The organism is Allochromatium palmeri (assembly GCF_009720725.1).
GTDB classification, from domain to species: Bacteria; Pseudomonadota; Gammaproteobacteria; order Chromatiales; family Chromatiaceae; genus Thermochromatium; species Thermochromatium palmeri.
In genome coordinates this window covers 18,201-38,386 of the sequence record NZ_WNKT01000020.1, presented here as the reverse complement: position 1 = coordinate 38,386, position 20,186 = coordinate 18,201, and the positions used below count along the sequence as shown (strand labels likewise).

The 20,186-nt window shown below is 65.7% G+C and carries 16 protein-coding genes; 11 read left to right on the top strand and 5 right to left on the bottom strand.

From position 1 onward, the window contains the following. Nucleotides 1–52: 52 nt before the first annotated feature. The 4 genes from GJ668_RS10670 to cysS all read right to left on the bottom strand — a co-directional run bounded on the left by GJ668_RS10670 (nucleotide 53) and on the right by cysS (nucleotide 5,501). Nucleotides 53–1,567, bottom strand: a complete 1,515-nt coding sequence (locus tag GJ668_RS10670; RefSeq protein ID WP_155450135.1) for an ATP-binding protein — start codon at nucleotides 1,565–1,567, stop codon at nucleotides 53–55. Continuing rightward, nucleotides 1,568–3,193 (bottom strand): Lcl C-terminal domain-containing protein, encoded by a 1,626-nt coding sequence (locus tag GJ668_RS10665; RefSeq protein WP_186343032.1) that lies wholly within the window; start codon nucleotides 3,191–3,193, stop codon nucleotides 1,568–1,570. Nucleotides 3,194–3,519: 326 nt separating this feature from the next. Next, complete coding sequence (locus tag GJ668_RS10660) at nucleotides 3,520–3,819, bottom strand: c-type cytochrome domain-containing protein (protein ID WP_343032205.1); 300 nt, start codon at nucleotides 3,817–3,819, stop codon at nucleotides 3,520–3,522. A 293-nt stretch (nucleotides 3,820–4,112) separates the two neighbouring features. Further along, on the bottom strand, nucleotides 4,113–5,501 hold the full coding sequence (cysS, locus tag GJ668_RS10655; protein WP_155450132.1) for a cysteine--tRNA ligase: 1,389 nt from the start codon (nucleotides 5,499–5,501) through the stop codon (nucleotides 4,113–4,115). Between the two features lie 160 nt (nucleotides 5,502–5,661). Here cysS and dxs point away from each other — a divergent pair, with 160 nt between their 5' ends. The 5 genes from dxs (at nucleotide 5,662) to GJ668_RS10630 (ending at nucleotide 13,235) form a co-directional block, all read left to right on the top strand. Next, entirely contained in the window at nucleotides 5,662–7,566 is a 1,905-nt protein-coding gene (gene dxs, locus GJ668_RS10650) for a 1-deoxy-D-xylulose-5-phosphate synthase (protein WP_155450131.1), read from the top strand. A gap of 4 nt (nucleotides 7,567–7,570) precedes the next feature. Then, the gene (gloB, locus tag GJ668_RS10645; protein ID WP_155450130.1) at nucleotides 7,571–8,347 is read left to right on the top strand and encodes a hydroxyacylglutathione hydrolase; all 777 of its coding nucleotides are present in this window, start codon (nucleotides 7,571–7,573) and stop codon (nucleotides 8,345–8,347) included. Nucleotides 8,348–8,484: 137 nt separating this feature from the next. Further along, on the top strand, nucleotides 8,485–11,070 hold the full coding sequence (locus tag GJ668_RS10640) for a circularly permuted type 2 ATP-grasp protein (RefSeq protein WP_155450129.1): 2,586 nt from the start codon (nucleotides 8,485–8,487) through the stop codon (nucleotides 11,068–11,070). Further along, a complete protein-coding gene (locus GJ668_RS10635; RefSeq protein WP_155450128.1) occupies nucleotides 11,067–11,957 on the top strand; it encodes a transglutaminase family protein in 891 nt (296 codons plus the stop codon). The genes GJ668_RS10640 and GJ668_RS10635 overlap by 4 nt, the downstream gene beginning before the upstream one ends. A gap of 33 nt (nucleotides 11,958–11,990) precedes the next feature. Next, nucleotides 11,991–13,235, top strand: a complete 1,245-nt coding sequence (locus GJ668_RS10630) for a YfiM family lipoprotein (RefSeq protein ID WP_155450127.1) — start codon at nucleotides 11,991–11,993, stop codon at nucleotides 13,233–13,235. Between the two features lie 14 nt (nucleotides 13,236–13,249). Here the strand turns inward: GJ668_RS10630 and GJ668_RS10625 are convergent, their stop codons facing one another. Continuing rightward, complete coding sequence (locus GJ668_RS10625; protein WP_155450126.1) at nucleotides 13,250–13,951, bottom strand: ComF family protein; 702 nt, start codon at nucleotides 13,949–13,951, stop codon at nucleotides 13,250–13,252. A 147-nt stretch (nucleotides 13,952–14,098) separates the two neighbouring features. On the opposite strand from GJ668_RS10625, the gene bioB reads away from it, so the two are divergent. The 6 genes from bioB to GJ668_RS10595 all read left to right on the top strand — a co-directional run bounded on the left by bioB (nucleotide 14,099) and on the right by GJ668_RS10595 (nucleotide 20,147). Then, the gene (gene bioB / locus GJ668_RS10620; protein ID WP_155450125.1) at nucleotides 14,099–15,142 is read left to right on the top strand and encodes a biotin synthase BioB; all 1,044 of its coding nucleotides are present in this window, start codon (nucleotides 14,099–14,101) and stop codon (nucleotides 15,140–15,142) included. A 10-nt stretch (nucleotides 15,143–15,152) separates the two neighbouring features. Next, the gene (gene bioF / locus GJ668_RS10615) at nucleotides 15,153–16,331 is read left to right on the top strand and encodes an 8-amino-7-oxononanoate synthase (RefSeq protein WP_155450124.1); all 1,179 of its coding nucleotides are present in this window, start codon (nucleotides 15,153–15,155) and stop codon (nucleotides 16,329–16,331) included. A gap of 182 nt (nucleotides 16,332–16,513) precedes the next feature. After that, entirely contained in the window at nucleotides 16,514–17,299 is a 786-nt protein-coding gene (bioH, locus tag GJ668_RS10610) for a pimeloyl-ACP methyl ester esterase BioH (RefSeq protein WP_155450123.1), read from the top strand. Continuing rightward, nucleotides 17,289–18,200 (top strand): malonyl-ACP O-methyltransferase BioC, encoded by a 912-nt coding sequence (gene bioC, locus GJ668_RS10605; protein ID WP_246194785.1) that lies wholly within the window; start codon nucleotides 17,289–17,291, stop codon nucleotides 18,198–18,200. The genes bioH and bioC overlap by 11 nt, the downstream gene beginning before the upstream one ends. Continuing rightward, nucleotides 18,197–18,865: a dethiobiotin synthase gene (bioD, locus tag GJ668_RS10600; RefSeq protein WP_155450122.1), complete on the top strand. Its 669-nt coding sequence runs from the start codon at nucleotides 18,197–18,199 to the stop codon at nucleotides 18,863–18,865. Before bioC ends, bioD begins: the two co-directional genes overlap by 4 nt. Nucleotides 18,866–18,947: 82 nt before the next feature. Further along, nucleotides 18,948–20,147 (top strand): D-alanyl-D-alanine carboxypeptidase, encoded by a 1,200-nt coding sequence (locus GJ668_RS10595; RefSeq protein ID WP_155450121.1) that lies wholly within the window; start codon nucleotides 18,948–18,950, stop codon nucleotides 20,145–20,147. Nucleotides 20,148–20,186 lie beyond the last annotated feature (39 nt).

Here is a 20,186-nt window from a genome sequence, read left to right as displayed (position 1 = left end):
CGACTGAGGCGTCGCTTTGAGCGAATCGTGAGCGAATCGTGAGACCTGGGATTCAGTCGTCCGACGCCGGTAGACGGATATCGATGGCCAAGCCCCCGGCGTCTGCGGCCCTGGCCTGGATGCGGCCGTGATGAGCCTCGATGATGTTGCGGCAGATCGCCAGGCCGAGCCCCGCGCCGCCCTTGGCGCGCGAGCGCGAGGCCTCGACGCGGTAGAAGCGGTCGAACAGGCGCTCCAACGCCTCGGGCGCGACGCCGGGGGCGGTATCCTCAACGCTCACTTGAATCCAGGCTCCCTCACGGCTCGCCACGACCCGCGTCACACCCCCGGAATCGGTGTAGCGCAGGCTGTTGCCGAGCAGGTTGTCGAGCACCTGGCGCAGGCGTCCGCGATCCCCGTCCATCGGCAGCGCGTCGTCGCACTCCAGACACAGCGCGATGCCTTGGCGCGCGAAGGCGTCCTCCATCTGCGAGATCGCTGCCTGGACGGTCTCGCCGAGATCCAGCGGTGAGAAGCGATAGGCCAGCGCGCCCGCGTCCGACAGGGCCAGGTCGTAGAGGTCGTCCAGCAACCGCACCAGTGCCAGGAGCCGACCCTGGACCTGCTCCAGGTTCGCTTTGTTGCAGGGCCGGATGCCGTCGATCAGGGCGTCCAGCTCGGCACGGGCCACGGCGACCGGGGTGCGCAGCTCGTGGGACACATCGGCCATGCTGCGGCGCCTGAGTTCCTCGTTGCGCTCCAAGGTCGCAGCCAGACGATTGAAATCTTCAGACAGGGCGCTCAGCTCGTCGTGGCCCTGGTCGAGGATGCGGGTGCCGAAGTCCCCACCGGCCAGCTGACGCGACCCGCGCGCCAGGTTCTGGATGCGCCGCAGGAGCCCCTCACCGAACACCCAACCGACCAGGAGCGCCAGGGCGAGCACGCCGACCGAGATCCAGGCCAGCGAGCGATTGTGCTGGCTGTTGAAACGCTGGGCGAGATTGTCCTCGAACCACTGCGGGGGCGACAGCAGCAGCCAGCCGATCACGGCCCCGTCCAGCTCGATCGGCAGGCGTAAGGGCTCTTGAGCAATCGGCGACGCGCCGGCCACCTGGCGGCCCTGGGCATCCAGCAGGTGGACTCGCAGACCCAAGAGTTCTCGCGGCGGGGGCGGCGGGGGCCGCCCCGGACCCGGAGCCGGACCTGATAGGTGACGCGGCGGCCCTGGCTCGTGCGGTGTTGGGGCGTCCTGCACATGCGGACCTGGGGGCGATTCCTTGCCGGACTCATTCGGTGCCCCAGGAGGTGGCCCTGGGGGGCGTCGCGCGCGATCCGGCTTGAGGCTGTCATCGACGAAACGCGGCCAGGCACGGGGGGCATGCTCGAAATACGCCCAGGATCCGTCACGGGCATAGATGGGACGCAGCACCTCGCGCAGCGGAGCGATTCGCGCAAGCTCCTGCTGGCCCAGGTAGTCGAGAAAGCCGTGCTGGAAGCTCCAGCGGGCCGCGAGCGCCATGGCCAGCACCGACACCAGGCTGGTGACGCCGAGCATGAGCAGGAGCTTCGCCGTAAGACCGATGCGCATCTATTTCGAGTCCCTCCATCGGGCCAGCCCTAGCCGCTGGTATCGAGCGTGGAAACCAGTTGTTCCGCCATCTGCGATGGATCGGGGCACGGCCGGTTGGCCATCGCCCCCATGCCCTGCATCATCGATGACAGACCGCCGAGACCGCTGAGCGCACCACTCATGGCCACCTCCGATCATCGCGCACCAGACGCACCGTATTGTAGATACGGATCGCATCACCCTGAGGACCGCGACCGGTGGGGAAGTTAGCTGGATCACCGGCTTTCGGATCACTGCGTTGTGCGCCCGCGCCGTGGATGTCGACCCATTGACCATCGATGAACCCCAGCGCGCGACCGAAGGCGACATAGGCGCCCGCCGAGCTGGGATTGTCCGTCCAGTTGGCGTGGGTGGTGCTGCTCTCCAGTAGAAGGGAAAGTCGGTCTGGCCCGCTTCGTTGATGATGGCGGTGGCGTTGAAGCGCGGATCGATGGCCGCGCTCGCGGTGGTCTCAGGCGAGCGGCTATAGTCCACCAGACCTTGCAGCTCCTTGACGTTGGGCAGGCGCCAATCGCTGTAGCCCAGATACCGCGCTGTGTTCTGCGATTCGACCCAGGCTAAAGCCTGTTCCCAGTTGAGTCCGCCGGGGATGTCGCTGCCACTGTCGTCGCGTGCCCACATAAGACCGGTGGCGCGATCGCTGATGGTGCCGTCGCCATTGTCGACGAAGTCGTTGTATCCGTAGGCTTCATGGCCACGCACGCAGAGGACCGGGAAGGTCTTTTCACGCCCAAACAGATTGAGGCCATAGCCCTTGATCCGCCCGTCGGCGAAGTTGACGCCGAACAGGAGGTCGCCGCCGACGTACAGGGTGCTGGAGGCATATTGGGCGTCGATGATGCGCTCCCCGGCACTGGTATCGCCATAGGCGAAATCGAAATAGGTCGTATCGATGAAGGGGATCAGGCCGGCGGTATCGGTCTCCTCGTAGCCGCTCGGATCCCGACCGCGGAAGTCGATCAGCGAATAGAGCGTTTTGATGTCAGGCAGTCGCCAGTCGTCCTGATCGGCGAGGCTCAAGTTTTCGCAATAGCTGAGTGCCTGGGCATAGCTGAGCTTGTCGGCGACGTTCAGGAGACCGTCGCCATTGGTGTCCGTGCTCTGCTGCCAGATGAGGCCGGTGACCCTGTCGATAATGGTGCCATCGCCGTTGTCGGCGAAATTGGGCGCCTGGCCCTGGTGCTGAGCATCCTGCCCGGAAAAGGCGCGTCCCTGGGCTGGACAGGCGATTGCATCGCCGCTGTCGGCATAGCAGGCGCTTTGCCCGGTGTCGACGATGGCATAGGGATCGGTGCTCCTCTGTGCCGAAAAGTTGGGCGCACAGACCAGGGTCTGGTCTCCGTTTGGCGGCAGGATGCAGAGTCCTTCCACGGTGCCTCGTGGGCTGGTGAATTGACAGGCCTCCTGCACGGTCAGCTCGGCACAGGCCTCGATGGCTTCAGGGGGCGGTGGCGGTCTGTGGTGCATACCGCCTGGATCGCCGCCATGACCACCATTGGGTTGGGCGCTCACGCCGGTGACAGAGGCGCCGATGATGCAAAAAAGCGCTGTGGCGGCGGTTTGAGAGTATCGACTGATTGACATGTGGATGTCCTCGATCATTGTGGCCTGCCAACGAGTGTGGCAAACAAACAAGGAGGAACTCGGTGGGAATCGTGAGGAAGTTGTGACGTTTCTGTGGGGCCGGCGGCTGAAGTGGCCGCTGTACACCAACGCTGAAACGCGTCGGACGATCAATGGCGGATGAAACACCACGCCCACAGACCATGTCGTCTTGCAGTGCTCCAAGCTGGAGTCGAGTCTGGAACCACAAAGACGCCAAACACGCCGGTACGCCGACCGGCTTTTAAAGGCTCAGTCGATACATGACGGACCTTCGCGCGCTTGGCGCCTGTGTGGATTAAGGCGCATCAATTGTTTTTGGCACCCTGGGTGATCCAGGCCTCGATCACGGCAATCTCGGCAGTAGGCAGTGGATCCTTGCCGTGCGGCATGCGAATGGATTCATCGACCTCACCGGCCACTAAGCGATAGAGACTGCTCGACACCGCGTCCCCCGGAACCACTACCGGACCGAACTTGGTGCCCTTCATCAGGCTGTCATAGGACTCGACCAGAAAGCCACTGGCGGCATGCCCCTGCCCGTTGGGTAAATGGCACTCAGCACAATGTTTGCTGATAATAGGCTGCACGTCCTGTGAGAAACTCACCTCGGAGGATCGATTACACCCACTCAGGGCAACCAGGATCAAAGGCAGGCCAACGGTCGCGAAACGGGACATGTGCTTTTTCATTTTGTATCGATCTCGTTATTAGTGGGAAACAACTCGCCTTGCAAGCCGATCCTTGCTCAGCTCAGTCAACAGCACGCCCGCTTTCCAGTATCCATGAGCGATGTGTGGAAAAGGGGGCACTGACGACCTAAACATAGACCCAACCGGGTCCATGAAACCATGATCTAGGCCAAGATTTCGTGCAACTCTGTCCCGGATCGATCCGCGATTCAGCCGGCCCGCCGCCAGGTCGTGCCCTGGGGGCCGTCTTCCAGTACGACGCCCGCCGCCGTGAGCGCCTCGCGCATCCGATCCGCTTCGGCCCAGTCCTTGTTGGCGCGCGCGGCGCGGCGCTGCTCGATCATGGCCTCGATCTCGGCGTCGCTCGGCCCCTCCGCGTCGACGCCGCCGCGCAGATAGACCTCGGGATCGTCCTGGAGCAGACCCAGGACAGCGCCCAGCTCGCACAGCAGGGCGCCGTGTGCAGCGGCCTGCTGGTCCGAACCATCGGCACGGAGCCTGTTGATCTCGCGCGCCAGCTCAAAGAGCACAGCGAGGGCCACTGGAGTATTGAAATCATCGTCCATCGCCGCCTGAAAGCGCGCGCGGAAGGACTCGCCCTCGGCGGGCGCCGACTCAGGCAGTCCGCGCAAGGCGGTATAGAGCCGGGTCAGGGCCGCGCGCGCCTGCTGGAGCGCGCTGTCGTCGTAGTTGAGCGGACTGCGGTAGTGGCTGGTGAGGATGAAATAACGCACTTCCTCGGGCCGGTAGAGCCGCAGGATCTCGCGCACGGTGAAGAAATTGCCCAGCGACTTGGACATCTTCTCCTCGTTGACGCGCACGAAACCGTTGTGCATCCAGACATTGACGAACGGCTCGCCCGTCGCCCCCTCGGACTGGGCAATTTCGTTTTCGTGATGCGGAAACTGGAGATCGGCCCCGCCGCCGTGAATATCGAAATGGTTGCCCAGACAGCCGGTGCTCATGGCCGAGCACTCGATGTGCCAGCCGGGGCGACCTAGTCCCCAGGGCGAGTCCCAGGACGGCTCGCCGGGCTTGGCCGACTTCCAGAGCGCGAAGTCGAGCGGATCGCGCTTGGACTCGCCGATTTCGACCCGCGCCCCGGCGCGCAGATCGGCCGGATCCTTGCCCGAAAGCTTGCCGTAGTCGGGAAAGCGGCTGACGGCATAGTAGACGTCGCCATTGTCGGCGACATAGGCGAGCCCCTTGTCGATCAGGGTCTGGACCATGGCGACGATCTCGCCGATGTGCGCGGTGGCGCGCGGCTCATCGGTCGGCGGCTGCACACCAAGCGCCGCGCTGTCCTCGCGCATGGCCGTGATGAAACGCTCGGTCAGTGCCTGGAACGGCTCGCCGTTCTCATTGGCGCGGCGGATGATCTTGTCATCGATATCCGTGATATTGCGGATATAGGTCACCTCGTAGCCAAGCGCGCGCAGATAGCGATAGACCACGTCGAACACCACCAGCACCCGTGCATGCCCGAGATGACAGTAGTCATAGACCGTCATGCCGCAGACATACATCCGGACCTTGCCGGGTTCGATGGGTTGAAACGGGGCTTTTTGACGAGTCAGGCTGTTGTGGATCTGTAGCATCGCGATGGCTTGGGTTTGAAATGACCGACATTGAGTCCCCATGGTAGCAAAGGCGCGGGCTCGGGAGGCGATCGATCTTCGACGGTCTACGATCGGTTGGGCAGTTCCGCGACGATTGCACTAAGATAAGCCGCTTGTCACACGATAGCCGCCAGAGACCATGCCACATCGCACCCTGACCGATTCCGGCGTCGGCGCGCACCGACGTCCTCTCCTGGACTTGATCGACAGCCCGACCGACCTGCGGGCGCTGCCCGAGAGCCAGCTCACTGAACTTGCCAGCGAGCTGCGCTCCTTTTTGATCGAATGCGTCTCCAAGACCGGCGGACACCTGGCGGCCGGGCTCGGCGTGGTGGAGCTGACGCTCGGGCTGCACTACATCTTCGATACACCCGATGATCGCTTGGTGTGGGACGTCGGTCATCAAGCCTATCCGCACAAGATCCTCACCGGACGGCGCGAGCGCATGTGCACCCTGCGCCAGAAAAACGGCGTCTCCGGTTTCCCCAAACTCGGCGAGAGCGAGTACGACACCTTTGGCGTCGGACACTCCAGCACCTCGATCAGCGCCGCACTCGGCATGGCGCTTGCCGCCAAGCAGAAAGGCGAGCGGCGAACCGTGATCGCCATCATCGGCGATGGCGCGCTCAGTGCCGGCATGGCCTTCGAGGCGCTCAACCATGCCGGCTCGATGGACATCGATCTGGTCGTCATCCTCAACGACAACGAAATGTCGATCTCGCCGCCGGTCGGCGCGATCAGCAACCATCTGGCGCGTCTGCTCTCGGGCAAGCTCTACACCAGCGTGCGCGAGGGCAGCAAGCATGCCCTGGCCGGGATGCCGCAGTTGCGCCATCTGGTCGGGCGCTGGGAAGAGCACATGAAGGGCATGCTGATGCCCAGCACGCTGTTCGAGGAACTGGGTTTCAACTACATCGGCCCGGTCGACGGACACGACATGGATGGACTGCTGCGCACCCTGCGCAACATCAAGGGCATGCCGGGCCAGCGTCTGCTGCACGTCGTGACCAAGAAGGGACGCGGCTTCGAGCCGGCCGAGGGTCAGCCGGTGGCCTATCACGGCGTCACGCCCTTCGACCGCCATACGGGGCAGTTGCTCAAGGCCAAGAGTTCCGCCCTGACCTATACGCAGATCTTCGGCGGCTGGCTCTATGACACCGCCGAGGCCGATCCGCGTCTGGTCGGTATCACGCCGGCCATGTGCGAAGGTTCGGGGTTGACCGCCTTCTCCAAGCGCTTCCCCGAGCGGTATTTCGACGTCGGCATCGCCGAACAGCATGCCGTGACGCTGGCCGCCGGGATGGCCTGCGAGGGGCTGAAGCCGGTGGTGGCCATCTATTCGAGCTTCCTGCAACGCGCCTATGACCAGCTCATCCACGACGTCGCGCTGCAAAACCTGGACGTGACCTTCGCGGTCGATCGCGGCGGGTTGGTCGGGCCGGACGGCGCGACCCACGCCGGCAGCTTCGATCTGAGCTTCTGCCGTCCGATTCCGAACCTGATCATCCTGGCGCCCTCGAACGAGAACGAGTGTCGGCGGATGCTCAAGACCGCCTATGAGTACGAGGGGCCGGCGCTGGTGCGCTATCCGCGCGGCGGCGGTCCAGGCGTCGCGATCGATCCAAACGCTCCGGCGCTGCCGCTCGGCCGGGGCGAGATCCGGCGCGAGGGATCACGGATGGCGCTGCTCGCCTTCGGCCCGCTGGTCAAGACCGCGCTGGAAGCCGCTGAAGTCTTCGATGCCACGGTTGCTGATATGCGCTTCGTCAAGCCACTCGACGAGGCGCTGATCCTGGATCTGGCCGCGCGCCACGAGATCCTGGTTACGCTAGAGGAGAACGCCATCGCGGGCGGCGCGGGCAGTGGCGTGGCCGAGTTGCTGGCGGCGCATGGCGTGGTCAGGCGCTGTCTGCATCTGGGTCTGCCGGATCGTTATATCGATCACGCCGAACACCATGAACAGCTCGCGAGCATCGGACTCGATGCGCCCGGCGTCATCGCCAGTCTGCATGCCGAGTTCGCGCGGCACGAACACACAGGCTGACACCATGCTCGACGTCCAACCGATCCCGGCCTTCGAAGACAACTACATCTGGCTCCTAACCGAAGGGAGCGGCAACGCAGTTGTGGTCGATCCGGGCGATGCCGAGCCGGTGCTGGAGCGACTCAGTGCCGAGCGTCTGACGCTGACCTCGGTGCTGATCACCCACCATCACGCTGATCACACCGGGGGACTTGAGGCGCTGCTCGCCGCCGTCCCGACGCTGGAGATCAACGGCCCCGATGACGACCGCATCCGCGCCCTCAGCCACCGCCGAGGCGAGGGCGAGACCTTCACCCCGGCGGGACTCACGACGCCTTTTCAGGTGCTGGAGGTTCCGGGCCACACGTCCAGCCACATCGCCTATCTGGGCGCCGGCTGTCTGTTCTGTGGCGACACGCTGTTTGCGGCCGGTTGCGGGCGGGTCTTCGACGGCACCTTCGAGCAACTCGCCCATTCACTGGAGCGGATCGCCGCCCTGCCCGCTGACACGCGCTGTTATTGCGCGCACGAATACACCCAGGCCAATCTCGGCTTCGCCGAATGGGTCGAGCCCGACAGCCAGGCGCTCGCCGAGCGCGTGCGCCAGGTCCAGTTGCAGCGCTCCAGGGGACAGCCGACCGTCCCCTCGCGTCTGGATCTGGAGCGCGCGACTAATCCCTTTCTGCGTACCTGCGAACCGAACGTCATCGCCGCCGCCGAGCATCAGGCCGGCCGGCGACTCACCACCAGCGCCGAGGTCTTCACCGCCCTGCGACGCTGGAAGGATGAGCACTACGACTGAGAGGCCGGCCGCTGGTTGCCCGCGCTCTGCTCGCCGCCCCTGGCGGACATGTCGCGACAAACAGCGCGCTTGCGCCTTGCAAGCCTCCTGGATGACGTGTCTAATCGCCCCTCCGCGCCCCGAACGAGTCCCCTCTCATGTCTTCACCCGAGCTGGCGTCGCTCCCTGACCAACCGGGTCTGGTCGATGCTTATCTCCCGTTGCCCGACTGTTACGACGAGATGCGCACGCCCGAGGGCGAGGTGCGTCCACACTGGCAGTATCTGCTCGATGCCCTGCGCACTCTTGGTCCGGCCGGGATCGAGGAGCGCTGGGGCGAATCCAGACGCCTGATCCGCGACAATGGGGTCACCTACAATCCACACGGCGACCCGCGCGGCATGTCGCGCCCCTGGGAGCTGGATCTGCTGCCGCTGCTGATCCGCAGTGACGAATGGGCCGAGCTGGAACGCGGCCTGATCCAGCGCGCCGAGCTGCTCAACCTGATCCTGCGTGATCTCTATGGCGCGCGCGATCTGGTCCGGCTGGAGCTGATCCCGGCCGAGCTGATCGATGGCTATCCAGGTTATCTGCTGCCCTGCAAGGGGGTGGACTTCGCGGGCGGACGACCGCTGGTGCATTACGCCGCCGATCTCACACGTTTGCCCGATGGACGCTGGCAGGTTATCAGCGATCGCGCTCAGAGCCCACTTGGCGCCGGCTATGCGCTGGAGAATCGCGTGGTGCTCTCGCGCGTGCTGCCGAGCGTCTTTCGCGACTCGCACGTCCATCGGCTGGCCGGGTTCTTCCGCTCGATGCGCCGCGCATTCACGCGGCTTGCGCCCCAGCATGGCGAGGAACCGCGCGTGGCCGTACTCACGCCCGGCCCGCGCAACGAGGCCTATTTCGAGCACGCCTATCTGGCCAACTATCTGGGCTACACCCTGGTGCAGGGCGGGGATCTGTCGGTGCGCGACGGGGCGCTGTGGCTGCGCACGCTCGGGCGCCTGGAGCGCATCGATACGGTGCTGCGCCGGCTCGACGACGTCTGGTGCGATCCGCTGGAGCTGCGCGAAGATTCGCTGCTCGGTATCCCCGGACTGGTACAGGCGACACGCCTGGGCAATGTCACCCTCGCCAACGCGCTCGGCAGCGGTGTGCTCGAACATCCGGCGCTCATGGCGTTTCTGCCCGCACTCTGTCAGCACCTGCTGGGCGAAGAGTTGGCGCTGCCGGGTGTTCCGACCTGGTGGTGCGGCGAGGATGAAGCACGCGCGCGGGTGCTCGACGAACTCGACCAGCTCGTCGTGCGCGGCGTCCATCCGTCAACCGAGTCAAACCCGATCCAGCCGGGGACGCTGAAGCCGGCCGCGCGTGAGCAGTTAGTGCGCGCCATCCAGGCGCGTCCGCGTCACTATATCGCTCAGCAAATGGTCGAGCCGGCGACCGCGCCGGCCCTGATCGGCCAACATCTGGAACCGCGTCCGACCACTCTGCGCACCTTCCTGATCGCCGAGGAAGAAGGCTATTCGGTGATGCCGGGCGGTCTGGGTCGGGTGCATCTGACCCCCGAAGCCGCCTCGCCGGTCTCCGGGCAGCTCGGCGGACTCGGCAAGGATGTCTGGGTGCTGGCCTCCGAGCCTGAGCGCCGCGAGACCCTGATGACACTCTCTGAGATCACGCCGGCCGTGATCCAGGAAAGCGCTGTTTCCAGCCGTGTGGCCGACAATCTGTTCTGGATCGGACGCTATGCCGAGCGCGCCGAGGGTCTGGTGCGCCTGCTGCGCATCACCATTTTCAAGTACGCCGAGCGCAGTGACTATCCGCTCTCGCCGGCCAGCTCGTCCTGTCTGCGCGCCTTGCTGGAAGCCCTGACTCATCAGACCCAGACCTTCCCCGGTTTTCTCGGCCCTGACGCCGAGGAGCAGCTGAACGATCCGGTTCCTGAACTGCTGTCGCTGATCTCGGACCGCAGTCGTGTCGGCAGTCTGCCGCAGACGCTGGAAGCGCTGGGTCAGGCAGCCTACTCGGTCCGCGACCGGCTCTCGACCGACACCTGGCGCATCATCGGCGACATCGAGACGCTTCAGGCCAGTCTCGCCGATCATCCGCCGCGCGTGCTCTCGCAGGCGCTCGACGAACTCGATCCCCTGGTGACCTCGCTGGTGGCCTTCTCCGGCCTGACGCAGGAGAACATGACTCACAACGAGGGCTGGCACTTTCTGGAGACCGGACGCCGGCTGGAGCGCGGCACCACCATCGCCAGTCTGTTGCGCTCAACCCTGGTGCCCGTGGCCAGCGAGGCCGACGAGAACATGCTCATCGAAGCCGTGCTGGGCGTGACCGACAGCACCATCACCTATCGACGCCGCTATCGGGGCGGGACACGCGTCGGCGCCCTGCTCGATCTGGTGTTCCAGGACGAGGGCAATCCGCGCGCCCTGGCCTATCAGCTCGCCATGCTCGGGCGGCTGGCGACCGAACTGCCGCACGGCGATCTGGCGGTCGGACGGGCGCCGGCCGAGAAACTCTCGCTCAAGAGTCTGACCGACATCCGGCTGGCCGAGATCAACCAGCTCATCCAGATCGACGACAGCGGCCAGCGCCGGGCACAGCTCGACACCATGCTCGGTGACTTGAACGATCAGCTCGCGGCCATGTCAGATGCCATCACCGCCCAATACTTCCGCCACGAGGAGCAGCCGCACAGCCTGCTGTCGCGTGTCGCCGAGATGCCCGTATGAGATACAAGGTCCAGCATGTGACCCGCTATGACTATGCCGATCCGGTGTCGCTCTGTCACAGCATCGCGCATCTCAAGCCGATCGACACCCGCACTCAGCATTGCCTGAGCGCCAGTCTGCGTGTCGATCCCTGGCCGGCGGTCAGCCGCGAGCACGAGGACTTCTTCGGCAATCGGGTGAGTTATTTTTCGATCCAGCAGGCGCATAGCCTGTTGGAAGTCACGGCCCTGAGTGAAATCGAGATCACGCCTGTGCCCACGCCGGCGCCTGAGCGCACGTCGCCCTGGGAGCTGGCCGTCGAGCGACTCTATGACCGCGGCGACGGACTCATGAACGATGCGCGCATCTTCACCCTGCCTTCGCCCCAGGTGCCGCTCGACGCGGACGCGCGGGCGTTTGCCGCCCTCTCTTTCAAGCGCGGACGCCCGATCCTGGAAGCGACCCTGGATCTGATGGGCCGCATCCACCGCGAGATCGAGTATGACCCGACCGCGACCACGGTCGCCACGCCGGTGGCTGAAGTGATGCGCCAGCGCCGAGGTGTGTGTCAGGACTTCGCCCATATCGCCATCGCCGGTCTGCGCGGGCTGGGGCTGGCGGCGCGCTATGTGAGCGGCTATCTGGAAACGCTGCCACCGCCCGGCCAGGTCAAGCTCCAGGGCGCCGATGCCTCGCATGCCTGGTTCTCGGTGCTGATTCCGGATCATGGCTGGATCGACTTCGATCCGACCAATGACTGCATCCCGATCGAGCAGCACATCACCACCGCCATCGGGCGCGATTTCCAGGATGTCACACCGCTGCGCGGCATCTTCTATGGCGGCGGGCAGCATGATCTGAGTGTGGCGGTCGACGTCAACCGGATCGGCGAGGCCGCAGACCAATAGGCTTTCGTGCAGCCACCTTGGATCCTGTATGTCATGCGTTTTTTGCTGAACGGTTTGCTATGGGTTGCGAGTCTTGGACTGTTCGCGACACTCGTCCTGGGACTGGCCCTGGCGCTGGACCGCGGCCCCCTGGTCGCCGAGCCGGCGCCGCCGAGTCCAGCCGAACAGACCTGGGCCGCTGATTGGCTCGCCAAGCAGCGGGCGCATCATTCGCGGGCGGCTTCCAGCAACCGGCTCGAACTCACCGAGCCGCAGGTCAACCTGCTGCTCAATGCCCTGCTCGGACGCAGTGGACAGGGGCAGGCCCAGGTGCGTCTCGGCGCGGGCCGGGCGAGTCTGGCCCTCTCGCTCAAGCTGCCGCTCGATCAGCTCGACGGCTATCTCAATCTGGAACTGGAACTGGTCGAGGACGGTCCGCTGCCACGGGTCGAGTCGGCGCGGGTCGCCGGACTGCCGATTCCCGGCGCTCTGGCGCAGGCGCTGGTCGAGCAGGCGCTCCAGGCACTCGATCGCGCGCAGATGGTGCATGAGGTCCGTTTCACGCCCGAACGGCTGACGCTCGATTACGACTGGCATCCCAACATGGTCGAGCGGTTCAGCGGCGGCATGATCGCGTCCGATGAACTGCCCCTGGTGCTGGCCGCTCAGGAGGCGCTGGTCCAGTATGCCGCGGCGCAACCTGGGCGCAAACCGCTCCCGTTGCCGGATCTGCTCGCCCATCTGCTGCTGGAGACCGCCGGCGCGGGCGCGGATCCGGTCGCCAGTCATCGTGCGCTCATCCTGGCGCTGGCGGCCTATGTCAACGGCCAGTCCATTCGCGCTCCAGACGACGATTCGACTGAGCCGCACGCGCGACCGCGTCTGGTACTGCTGCGCGGTCGGGTCGATCTGAGTCAGCACTTCATGACCTCGGCGGCGCTCGCCGTCCAGGGCACGGACGCGCTCTCCAGTCTGGTCGGCTGGTACAAGGAGATGTCGGACGCCAATGGCGGCAGCGGCTTCAGCTTCGCCGACATGACGGCCAACCGCGCCGGTATCCGTTTCGCGCGGTTAGCCACCGAGAGTGCAGCGAGCGCCCGGCGGCTTCAGTCCATCGCGCGCAAGGGGTTGCGCGAGGACGACTTCATGCCGCGCATCGACAGCCTGCCGGAGGGGCTGAGCCAGGCGCGTTTCGAGGATCGTCTCGGCGCAGACAAGCGCGGTGAGTATCAGCGTCTAATCGAGCAGATCGACCGGCATATCGAGTCGTGTCGGCTGTATCGCCAGCCGCCAGGCTGAATCCACGCCTGAGATTACAGGGTCCGCGCTACGGCCCAGACATCGACCCGCGCGGCGCCGGCGTCGATCAGCACCTGACTCAGCTCGGACACCGTGCCGCCGGTCGTCATCACATCATCGACGATGGCCAGATGCCGTCCCTTGAGATCGGTCGTGGCCTTGAACGCCCCCCGGATGTTGCGTCGTCGGGCGCGTGCCGTCAGTCCGACCTGGGGCGGCGTGGCCAGAGTGCGGGCAACGAGACGCGGTTCGACCGGAATGGACAGCGCGCGCCCCGTGACGCGCGCGATCTCCAGCGCCTGGTTGTAGCCGCGCGTGCGCTGGCGTCGCGGATGCAGCGGCACCGGGAGCAGCGCCTCGGGCCAGTCGCACTCGCCTGCCGACTCACGCACATGCTCGGCCAGACACTGACCCAGCAGACGCACGGCATTGAGCCGTCCACGGAACTTGGCGCCCGTGATCAGAAAGGGTACCGCCCCCTCGTAGCGAAAGGCCGTCAGACAGGCTTCGAACGGCGGTGGGCGGCGCTCGCAATCGCCGCAGATCGCCCCATCCGACAGCGCGATGAGGAAGGGCCGCGCGCAGCGGGCGCAGGCGCTGAGGTTGTAGGGTAGATCGAGTGCGCAACCGTCGCATAGATCGCGGCCCTGATCGCCGGGTGCGCCGCAGAGCAGGCAGGTCGGTGGGAACAGGAACTCGATGAGTGAACTTACCATACCAGGGTGCCAAGGTGATCTATCCTGACATCTCCGCTGTAAACTCAAAAGCCCAAAATCAGTTGACAACGCAGTCAACCCCCTTAAAGTAACGGGTTTTGCCACCTCGGAACCCACGCCTCCGAGTACCACCGGTTCTCCCCGCCCATGTCACAGATTCAGACCACCGCCTTCCAGTCACAGACCGCACTCCGTCACGATTGGTCGCTCGACGAGATCGAATCGATCCTCGACCAGCCGTTCAACGATCTGCTGTTCAGCGCCCAGGGCATCCACCGCACCCACTTCGATGCTAATACCATTCAGGTCAGCACGCTGCTGAGCATCAAGACCGGCGCCTGTCCCGAGGATTGCGGTTATTGCGGCCAGAGCGCGCGCCATGCGACCGCCGTCGAACCCGAGCGTATCCTGCCGCTCGACACCGTGCTGGAGACCGCGCGCACCGCCAAGGCCCAGGGCGCGACCCGCTTCTGCATGGGCGCGGCCTGGCGCAACCCGAGCGATCGCCATCTCGAACAGGTGATCGCCATGATCGAAGGCATCCACGCGCTCGGGCTGGAAACCTGTGTCACCCTCGGCATGCTGACCGCCGAACAGGCACGCCGGCTCAAGGACGCCGGACTCGACTACTACAACCATAACCTCGACACCTCGCCCGAATACTACGGTCAGGTCATCAGCACCCGCACCTATCAGGACCGGCTCGACACCCTGGAACACATCCGCGCGGTCGGACTCAAAACCTGTAGCGGCGGCATCCTCGGCATGGGCGAGTCGCGCCGTGATCGTGCCTCCATGCTGCGCCAGCTCGCCAACCTGCCGGCGCATCCTGAGTCCGTCCCCATCAATTTGCTGGTCCAGGTCGAGGGCACGCCGCTGTTCGGCGTCGACGCACTCGATCCCTTCGAGTTCGTGCGCGTGGTGGCGGCGGCGCGGATCATCATGCCGCGCTCGCATGTCCGCCTCTCGGCCGGACGCAGTGAGATGAGCGACGAGTTGCAGGCGCTTTGTTTCCTAGCCGGCGCCAACTCGATCTTCTATGGCGAGCGACTGCTGACCGCGCCCAATGCCGAGTCCGACCGCGACCGGCGACTGTTCGAGCGTCTGGGGCTGAGCTTCGAGCAGGTCGAGGCCGAACGCACCGAGCCGGGCGCCTGCCACAAGACCACCGAGCACAAGATCCGGCTCTGAGGCGCGAGACATGGAGCGACCGCCGTCCAGCCGCCCCGGCCCCGAAACCGAACTGCGCCCGCGACTCGACGCGCTCAAAGCGCAGTCGCTCTATCGGCGCCGCCGGCTCCAGGACAGCCCACAGCAGCCCCAGGCGCGGGTTGATGGCCGACCGATGCTGAGCTTCTGCGGCAACGACTATCTGGGACTGGCCAATCACCCCGAGGTGATCGCCGCCCTGCGCGACGGCGCTGAACGCTGGGGTGTAGGCAGCGGCGCGGCGCATCTGGTCAACGGTCACAGCCGCGCGCATCAGGCTCTGGAGGAGGCGCTAGCTGAGTTCACCGGACGCCCGCGTGCCCTGCTCTTTTCGACCGGCTACATGGCCAATCTGGGCGTCATCAGCGCCCTGGCCGGACGTAACGACACGGTGTTCGAGGATCGGCTCAATCATGCCTCGCTGCTCGACGGCGCCCTGTTGTCACGCGCCCGACTGCGCCGCTATCCGCACGCCGATGCCCAGGCGCTCAAACGCCTGATCGACACCGACCCTGCGCGGCTCATCGTCACCGACGGCGTGTTCAGCATGGACGGTGATCTGGCCCCATTGCCTGGGCTGGCCGCGATCGCGCGCGAAGTCGGCGCCTGGCTGATGGTCGACGACGCGCACGGTCTGGGTGTACTGGGACGCGACGGACGCGGCTCGCTGGATCACTGTGGACTCGGCCCTGAAGACGTCCCCATCCTGATGGGCACACTCGGCAAGGCGTTCGGCACCTTCGGCGCCTTCGTCGCCGGTTCCGAGGAACTGATCGAGACCCTGATCCAGAGCGCACGCAGTTACATCTACACCACCGCCACCCCACCGGCCCTGGCTGAAGCCACGCTCGCCAGCCTCGACATCACCCGACGCGAACACTGGCGACGCGAACGGCTCGCCGAGTGGATCGACCGCTTTCGCACCGGAGCGACCCGAATCGGACTGAACCTGATGGACTCGCCGACACCCATCCAGCCGATCCAAGCCGGCAGCGCCGAACAGGCACTGGCCTGGAGCGCCGCGCTCGAAGCCGCCGGCCTCCTGGTCACCGCCATCCGCCCCCCAACGGTTCCCGAAGGCACGGCGCGGTTGCGGGTCACACTCTCAGCCGCGCACACTGCCGACGACATCGACCGGCTGCTCGCGGCCCTAGCTAGATTACCGACCTAGCTAAACCCGCGCCCAACCGCCCGCGATGAGGCCGACAGGTGGTTCGGGGTGCCGTTGGCGGGGGTGTCGACCGCATGGAGGCGGTCGTCAAGCCTCCAGGGATGGATTCACGGCGTCCCCCGCCAGCGGCGCCCCGAACCACCCACCTACCGAGTCAAACAACCACACCGAAACCACAACCGATGTCGAACCAATCCGCCCCACCGCACACTCCAACCCCTGAAACCACAGATGACCTAGTCCTGCTCCACGGCTGGGGCATGAACTCGGCCATCTGGAACGGCATCCCCGAGTCCACCTGGAACGGCCTGACCCAACACCGCATCGACCTGCCCGGACACGGCGACAGCCCCTTCCCCACCGGACGCGATTACCTCTGGGGCTGGGCCGAAGCCTGCCTGGACGCCGCCCCCAAGCGCGCCGTCTGGGTCGGCTGGTCGCTGGGCGGACTCATCGCCCTGGCCGCCGCCCTGCTTGCACCCAAGCGCGTCGCCGGCCTGATCCTCCTGACCGCCACCCCACGCTTCACCCAGGCGACCGACTGGACGCCCGCCATGCCCGAAGCGACCCTCGCCCAGTTCCACGACGGCCTGCTCGCCGACCCAAGCGTGACCCTGAGCCGCTTCCTGGCCCTGCAAACGCGCGGCAGCGACACCGCCCGCGAGACGCTGCGCATCCTCAAACAGGAACTGGCCGTACGCCCCGAACCCCAGCCCGCCGCGCTGGCCCTGGGCCTGGATCTGCTGCGCGAGGAAGACCTGCGCCCGCAGCTCCCGGACATCCGCTGTCCGACGCTCTGGCTGTTCGGCCAGCACGACACCCTGGTTCCGGCACGGGTCGCCGAGCGCATCGAACTCTTGATGCCCGAAGCAAGGGTCGAGATCATCGAAGGCGCGGCCCATGCGCCCCATCTCTCGCACCCGATCGCAACCAGTCGCGCCATCCAGACCTTTCTGGATGCGCTTTGAACACTACGACGCCAGAACCGACATCATGCACCTGATCGACAAGACGCGCGCCCGGCTCAGCTTCGAACGCGCCGCCGCCGACTATGACCGCGTCGCCGTGCTCCAGCGCGAGATCGCCGACCGGATGCTCGAACGGCTCGACTATATTCGACTCGCGCCCCAACGTATCCTCGATCTCGGCGCCGGTACCGGCTACGCGATCGACGCCCTGACCCGCCGCTATCCCAAAGCGCGCGTGCTGGCGCTGGACTTCGCCCACGGGATGCTGCTCCAGGCCCGCCGGCGCGGAAGCTGGTGGCGTCGACCGCACTGTGTCTGCGCTGATGCCGAAGCGCTGCCGCTGGCCGCTGGTTCGGTGGATCTGATCATCTCCAATGCCGCACTCCAGTGGTGCAACGACCTGGAGCGCACCTTTGGCGAATGCCGGCGGGTGCTGCGTCCGGGCGGACTGCTGCTCTTCACCACCTTCGGCCCGGACACGCTCAAGGAACTGCGTGCGGCCTGGAGTCAGGTCGACCGGCACACCCATGTCAGTCCCTTCCTGGACATGCACGACATCGGCGATGCCCTGGTGCGCGCGCGCCTCGCCGATCCGGTAATGGACGCCGACCGCCTGACCCTGACCTATGACGATGTCCAAGGTCTGATGCGCGATCTCAAAACGCTCGGCGCGCGCAATGCCACGGACGCGCGTCCACGCGCCCTGACCGGACGCGCGCGGCTGACCGCACTCACCGACGCCTACGAGACCCACCGGTGCGACGGGCGCCTGCCGGCCAGCTACGAGGTGCTCTATGGACATGCCTGGGCGCCCGAGCCATCCGTACAAACGCGCGGCGGCGGCGAAGTCGCCATCCCACTCTCAGCGATCGGCGGACGGCGCCGGGCGGTCGAGCCATGAGCGGATTTTTCATCACAGGCACGGATACCGGCTGCGGCAAGACCGAGATCACGCTCGGTCTCATGGCCGCCTTGCAGGCAGGCGGACAGCGGGTGCTGGGCATGAAGCCGGTCGCGAGCGGCTGTGACCAGCATCCAGAGGGACTGCGCAACGCAGATGCTGAACGGATCCAGGCTCAGGGTACGTTCACGGTCACCTATGCCCTCGTCAACCCCTATGCCTTCGCGCAACCAATCGCACCGCATGTGGCCGCTGAACAGGCCGGCGTCTCGATCGAACTCGACTGCATCCGCGCGGCGCATACCGAGCTGACGCAACAGGCCGACTGGGTGCTGGTCGAGGGCGTGGGTGGCTGGCGCGTTCCACTGGGGCCTGAGTGCTTCGTCGGCGATATTCCACGCACGCTGGGGCTGCCGGTGATTCTGGTGGTCGGACTCAAGCTCGGCTGTCTCAACCACGCTATATTGACAGCCGAGTCGATCCAGTCCAGCGGACTGGAGCTGGCCGGCTGGATCGCCAACCAGGTCGATCCGGACATGCTGGCCCTGGAGGCCAACCTGGAGACGCTCCGCCGGCTGATCCAGGCGCCCTGTCTCGGTGTCGTGCCCTGGATGGCTGAGCCAGACCCAGGCGCCATCGCCGCCTGCCTCCCGCTGGATCGCTAAAGCTCGCTTGACGACTGTCATTCCGGGCCGGGTTCACATCCAGGATTGCGGTATGCTGTCTGTCGTCCATCCACTCTAGACCATGGCTGCCATGATCGCCCATCGCACTCCCTTGCTCACACTGATCGCTGCACTCTGGCTCGGTCTCGCGCATCCGGCCCTGGCCGATGATCCGATCGCTCAGGTGCGCTCGCTCCCCCACGCCAGTCTGCTGGCCAGGGAGCGCGGCCAGGATCGGATTGCCTATCAGCCCGAGGTCGCGCGTATCCCGGCGTCAACCATGAAGCTCCTGACCGCCTACGCGGCGCTCGAAACCTGGGGGCGCGACCATCGTTTCCACACCGACATCTTCCAGGATGACTCAGGCTGGCTCTGGGTCAAGGGGTCCGCCGATCCCTACCTGGTCTCCGAGGAACTCGATCGTCTGGTCGCGGCCCTCAAGGGTCAGGGCATACGTCAGGTCGCCGGGATCGGTCTCGACGACAGCCTCTTCGATCCGGACGTCGAGATCGCCGGACGCTCGACCTCGAACAACCCCTATGACGCACCGGTCACGGCGCTGGCGGCGAACTTCAACACCCTCAACCTGATTCGCGAGGGCGAGCGCCTGCGCAGTGCTGAGCCGCAGACCCCCCTGACCGCGACCGGCGAACGTCTCGGCCGCGCCGGAGCCGCCGGCAAGCAGCGCATCAATCTGCGCGAGCGCGAAATCGCCCTGCGCTATTTCGGCGAACTGCTGGCCGCCAAGCTGCGAACCGCCGGTATCGATGTCGGCGATCAACAACGGATCGCCCCCACGCCGAGTCGCGCCCGGCTTGTCCTCAGCCATGCCAACAGCCGCACACTCGCTGAGATGGTCGCGCCCATGCTCGACTATTCCAATAACTTCATCGCCAACGCGCTCTTTCTGCGTCTGGCCGTGCCGGATGGACAAGGCCGGATCAGTATGGTCCAGGCCAAGCGCGCCATGACCGACTTCGCCCAGCGTCGTTTCGGCTGGACTGGGTTCAAGATCGACGATGGCGCCGGCCTGTCGCGTGCCAATCGGCTGAGCGCGCGCCAGCTCGTTGATCTGCTCGACGCCTTCGCGCCCTATCGCGATCTGATGCCTCGTCAGGGCGGCGACCCCCATGTCCGCGCCAAAACCGGCACCCTGCGCGGGATCAGCAGCTATGCCGGCTATGTGCAGCGCGGCGGCGTCTGGGAGCCGTTCGCCCTGCTCATCGAGCAACCCGTGGACTATGACCTCAGACGCCGGGTCGCCAGCCAACTGGCGCGCTGAGCCGGATTCATGCCTGTCCGATTCAGGGCAAGAGCGCGA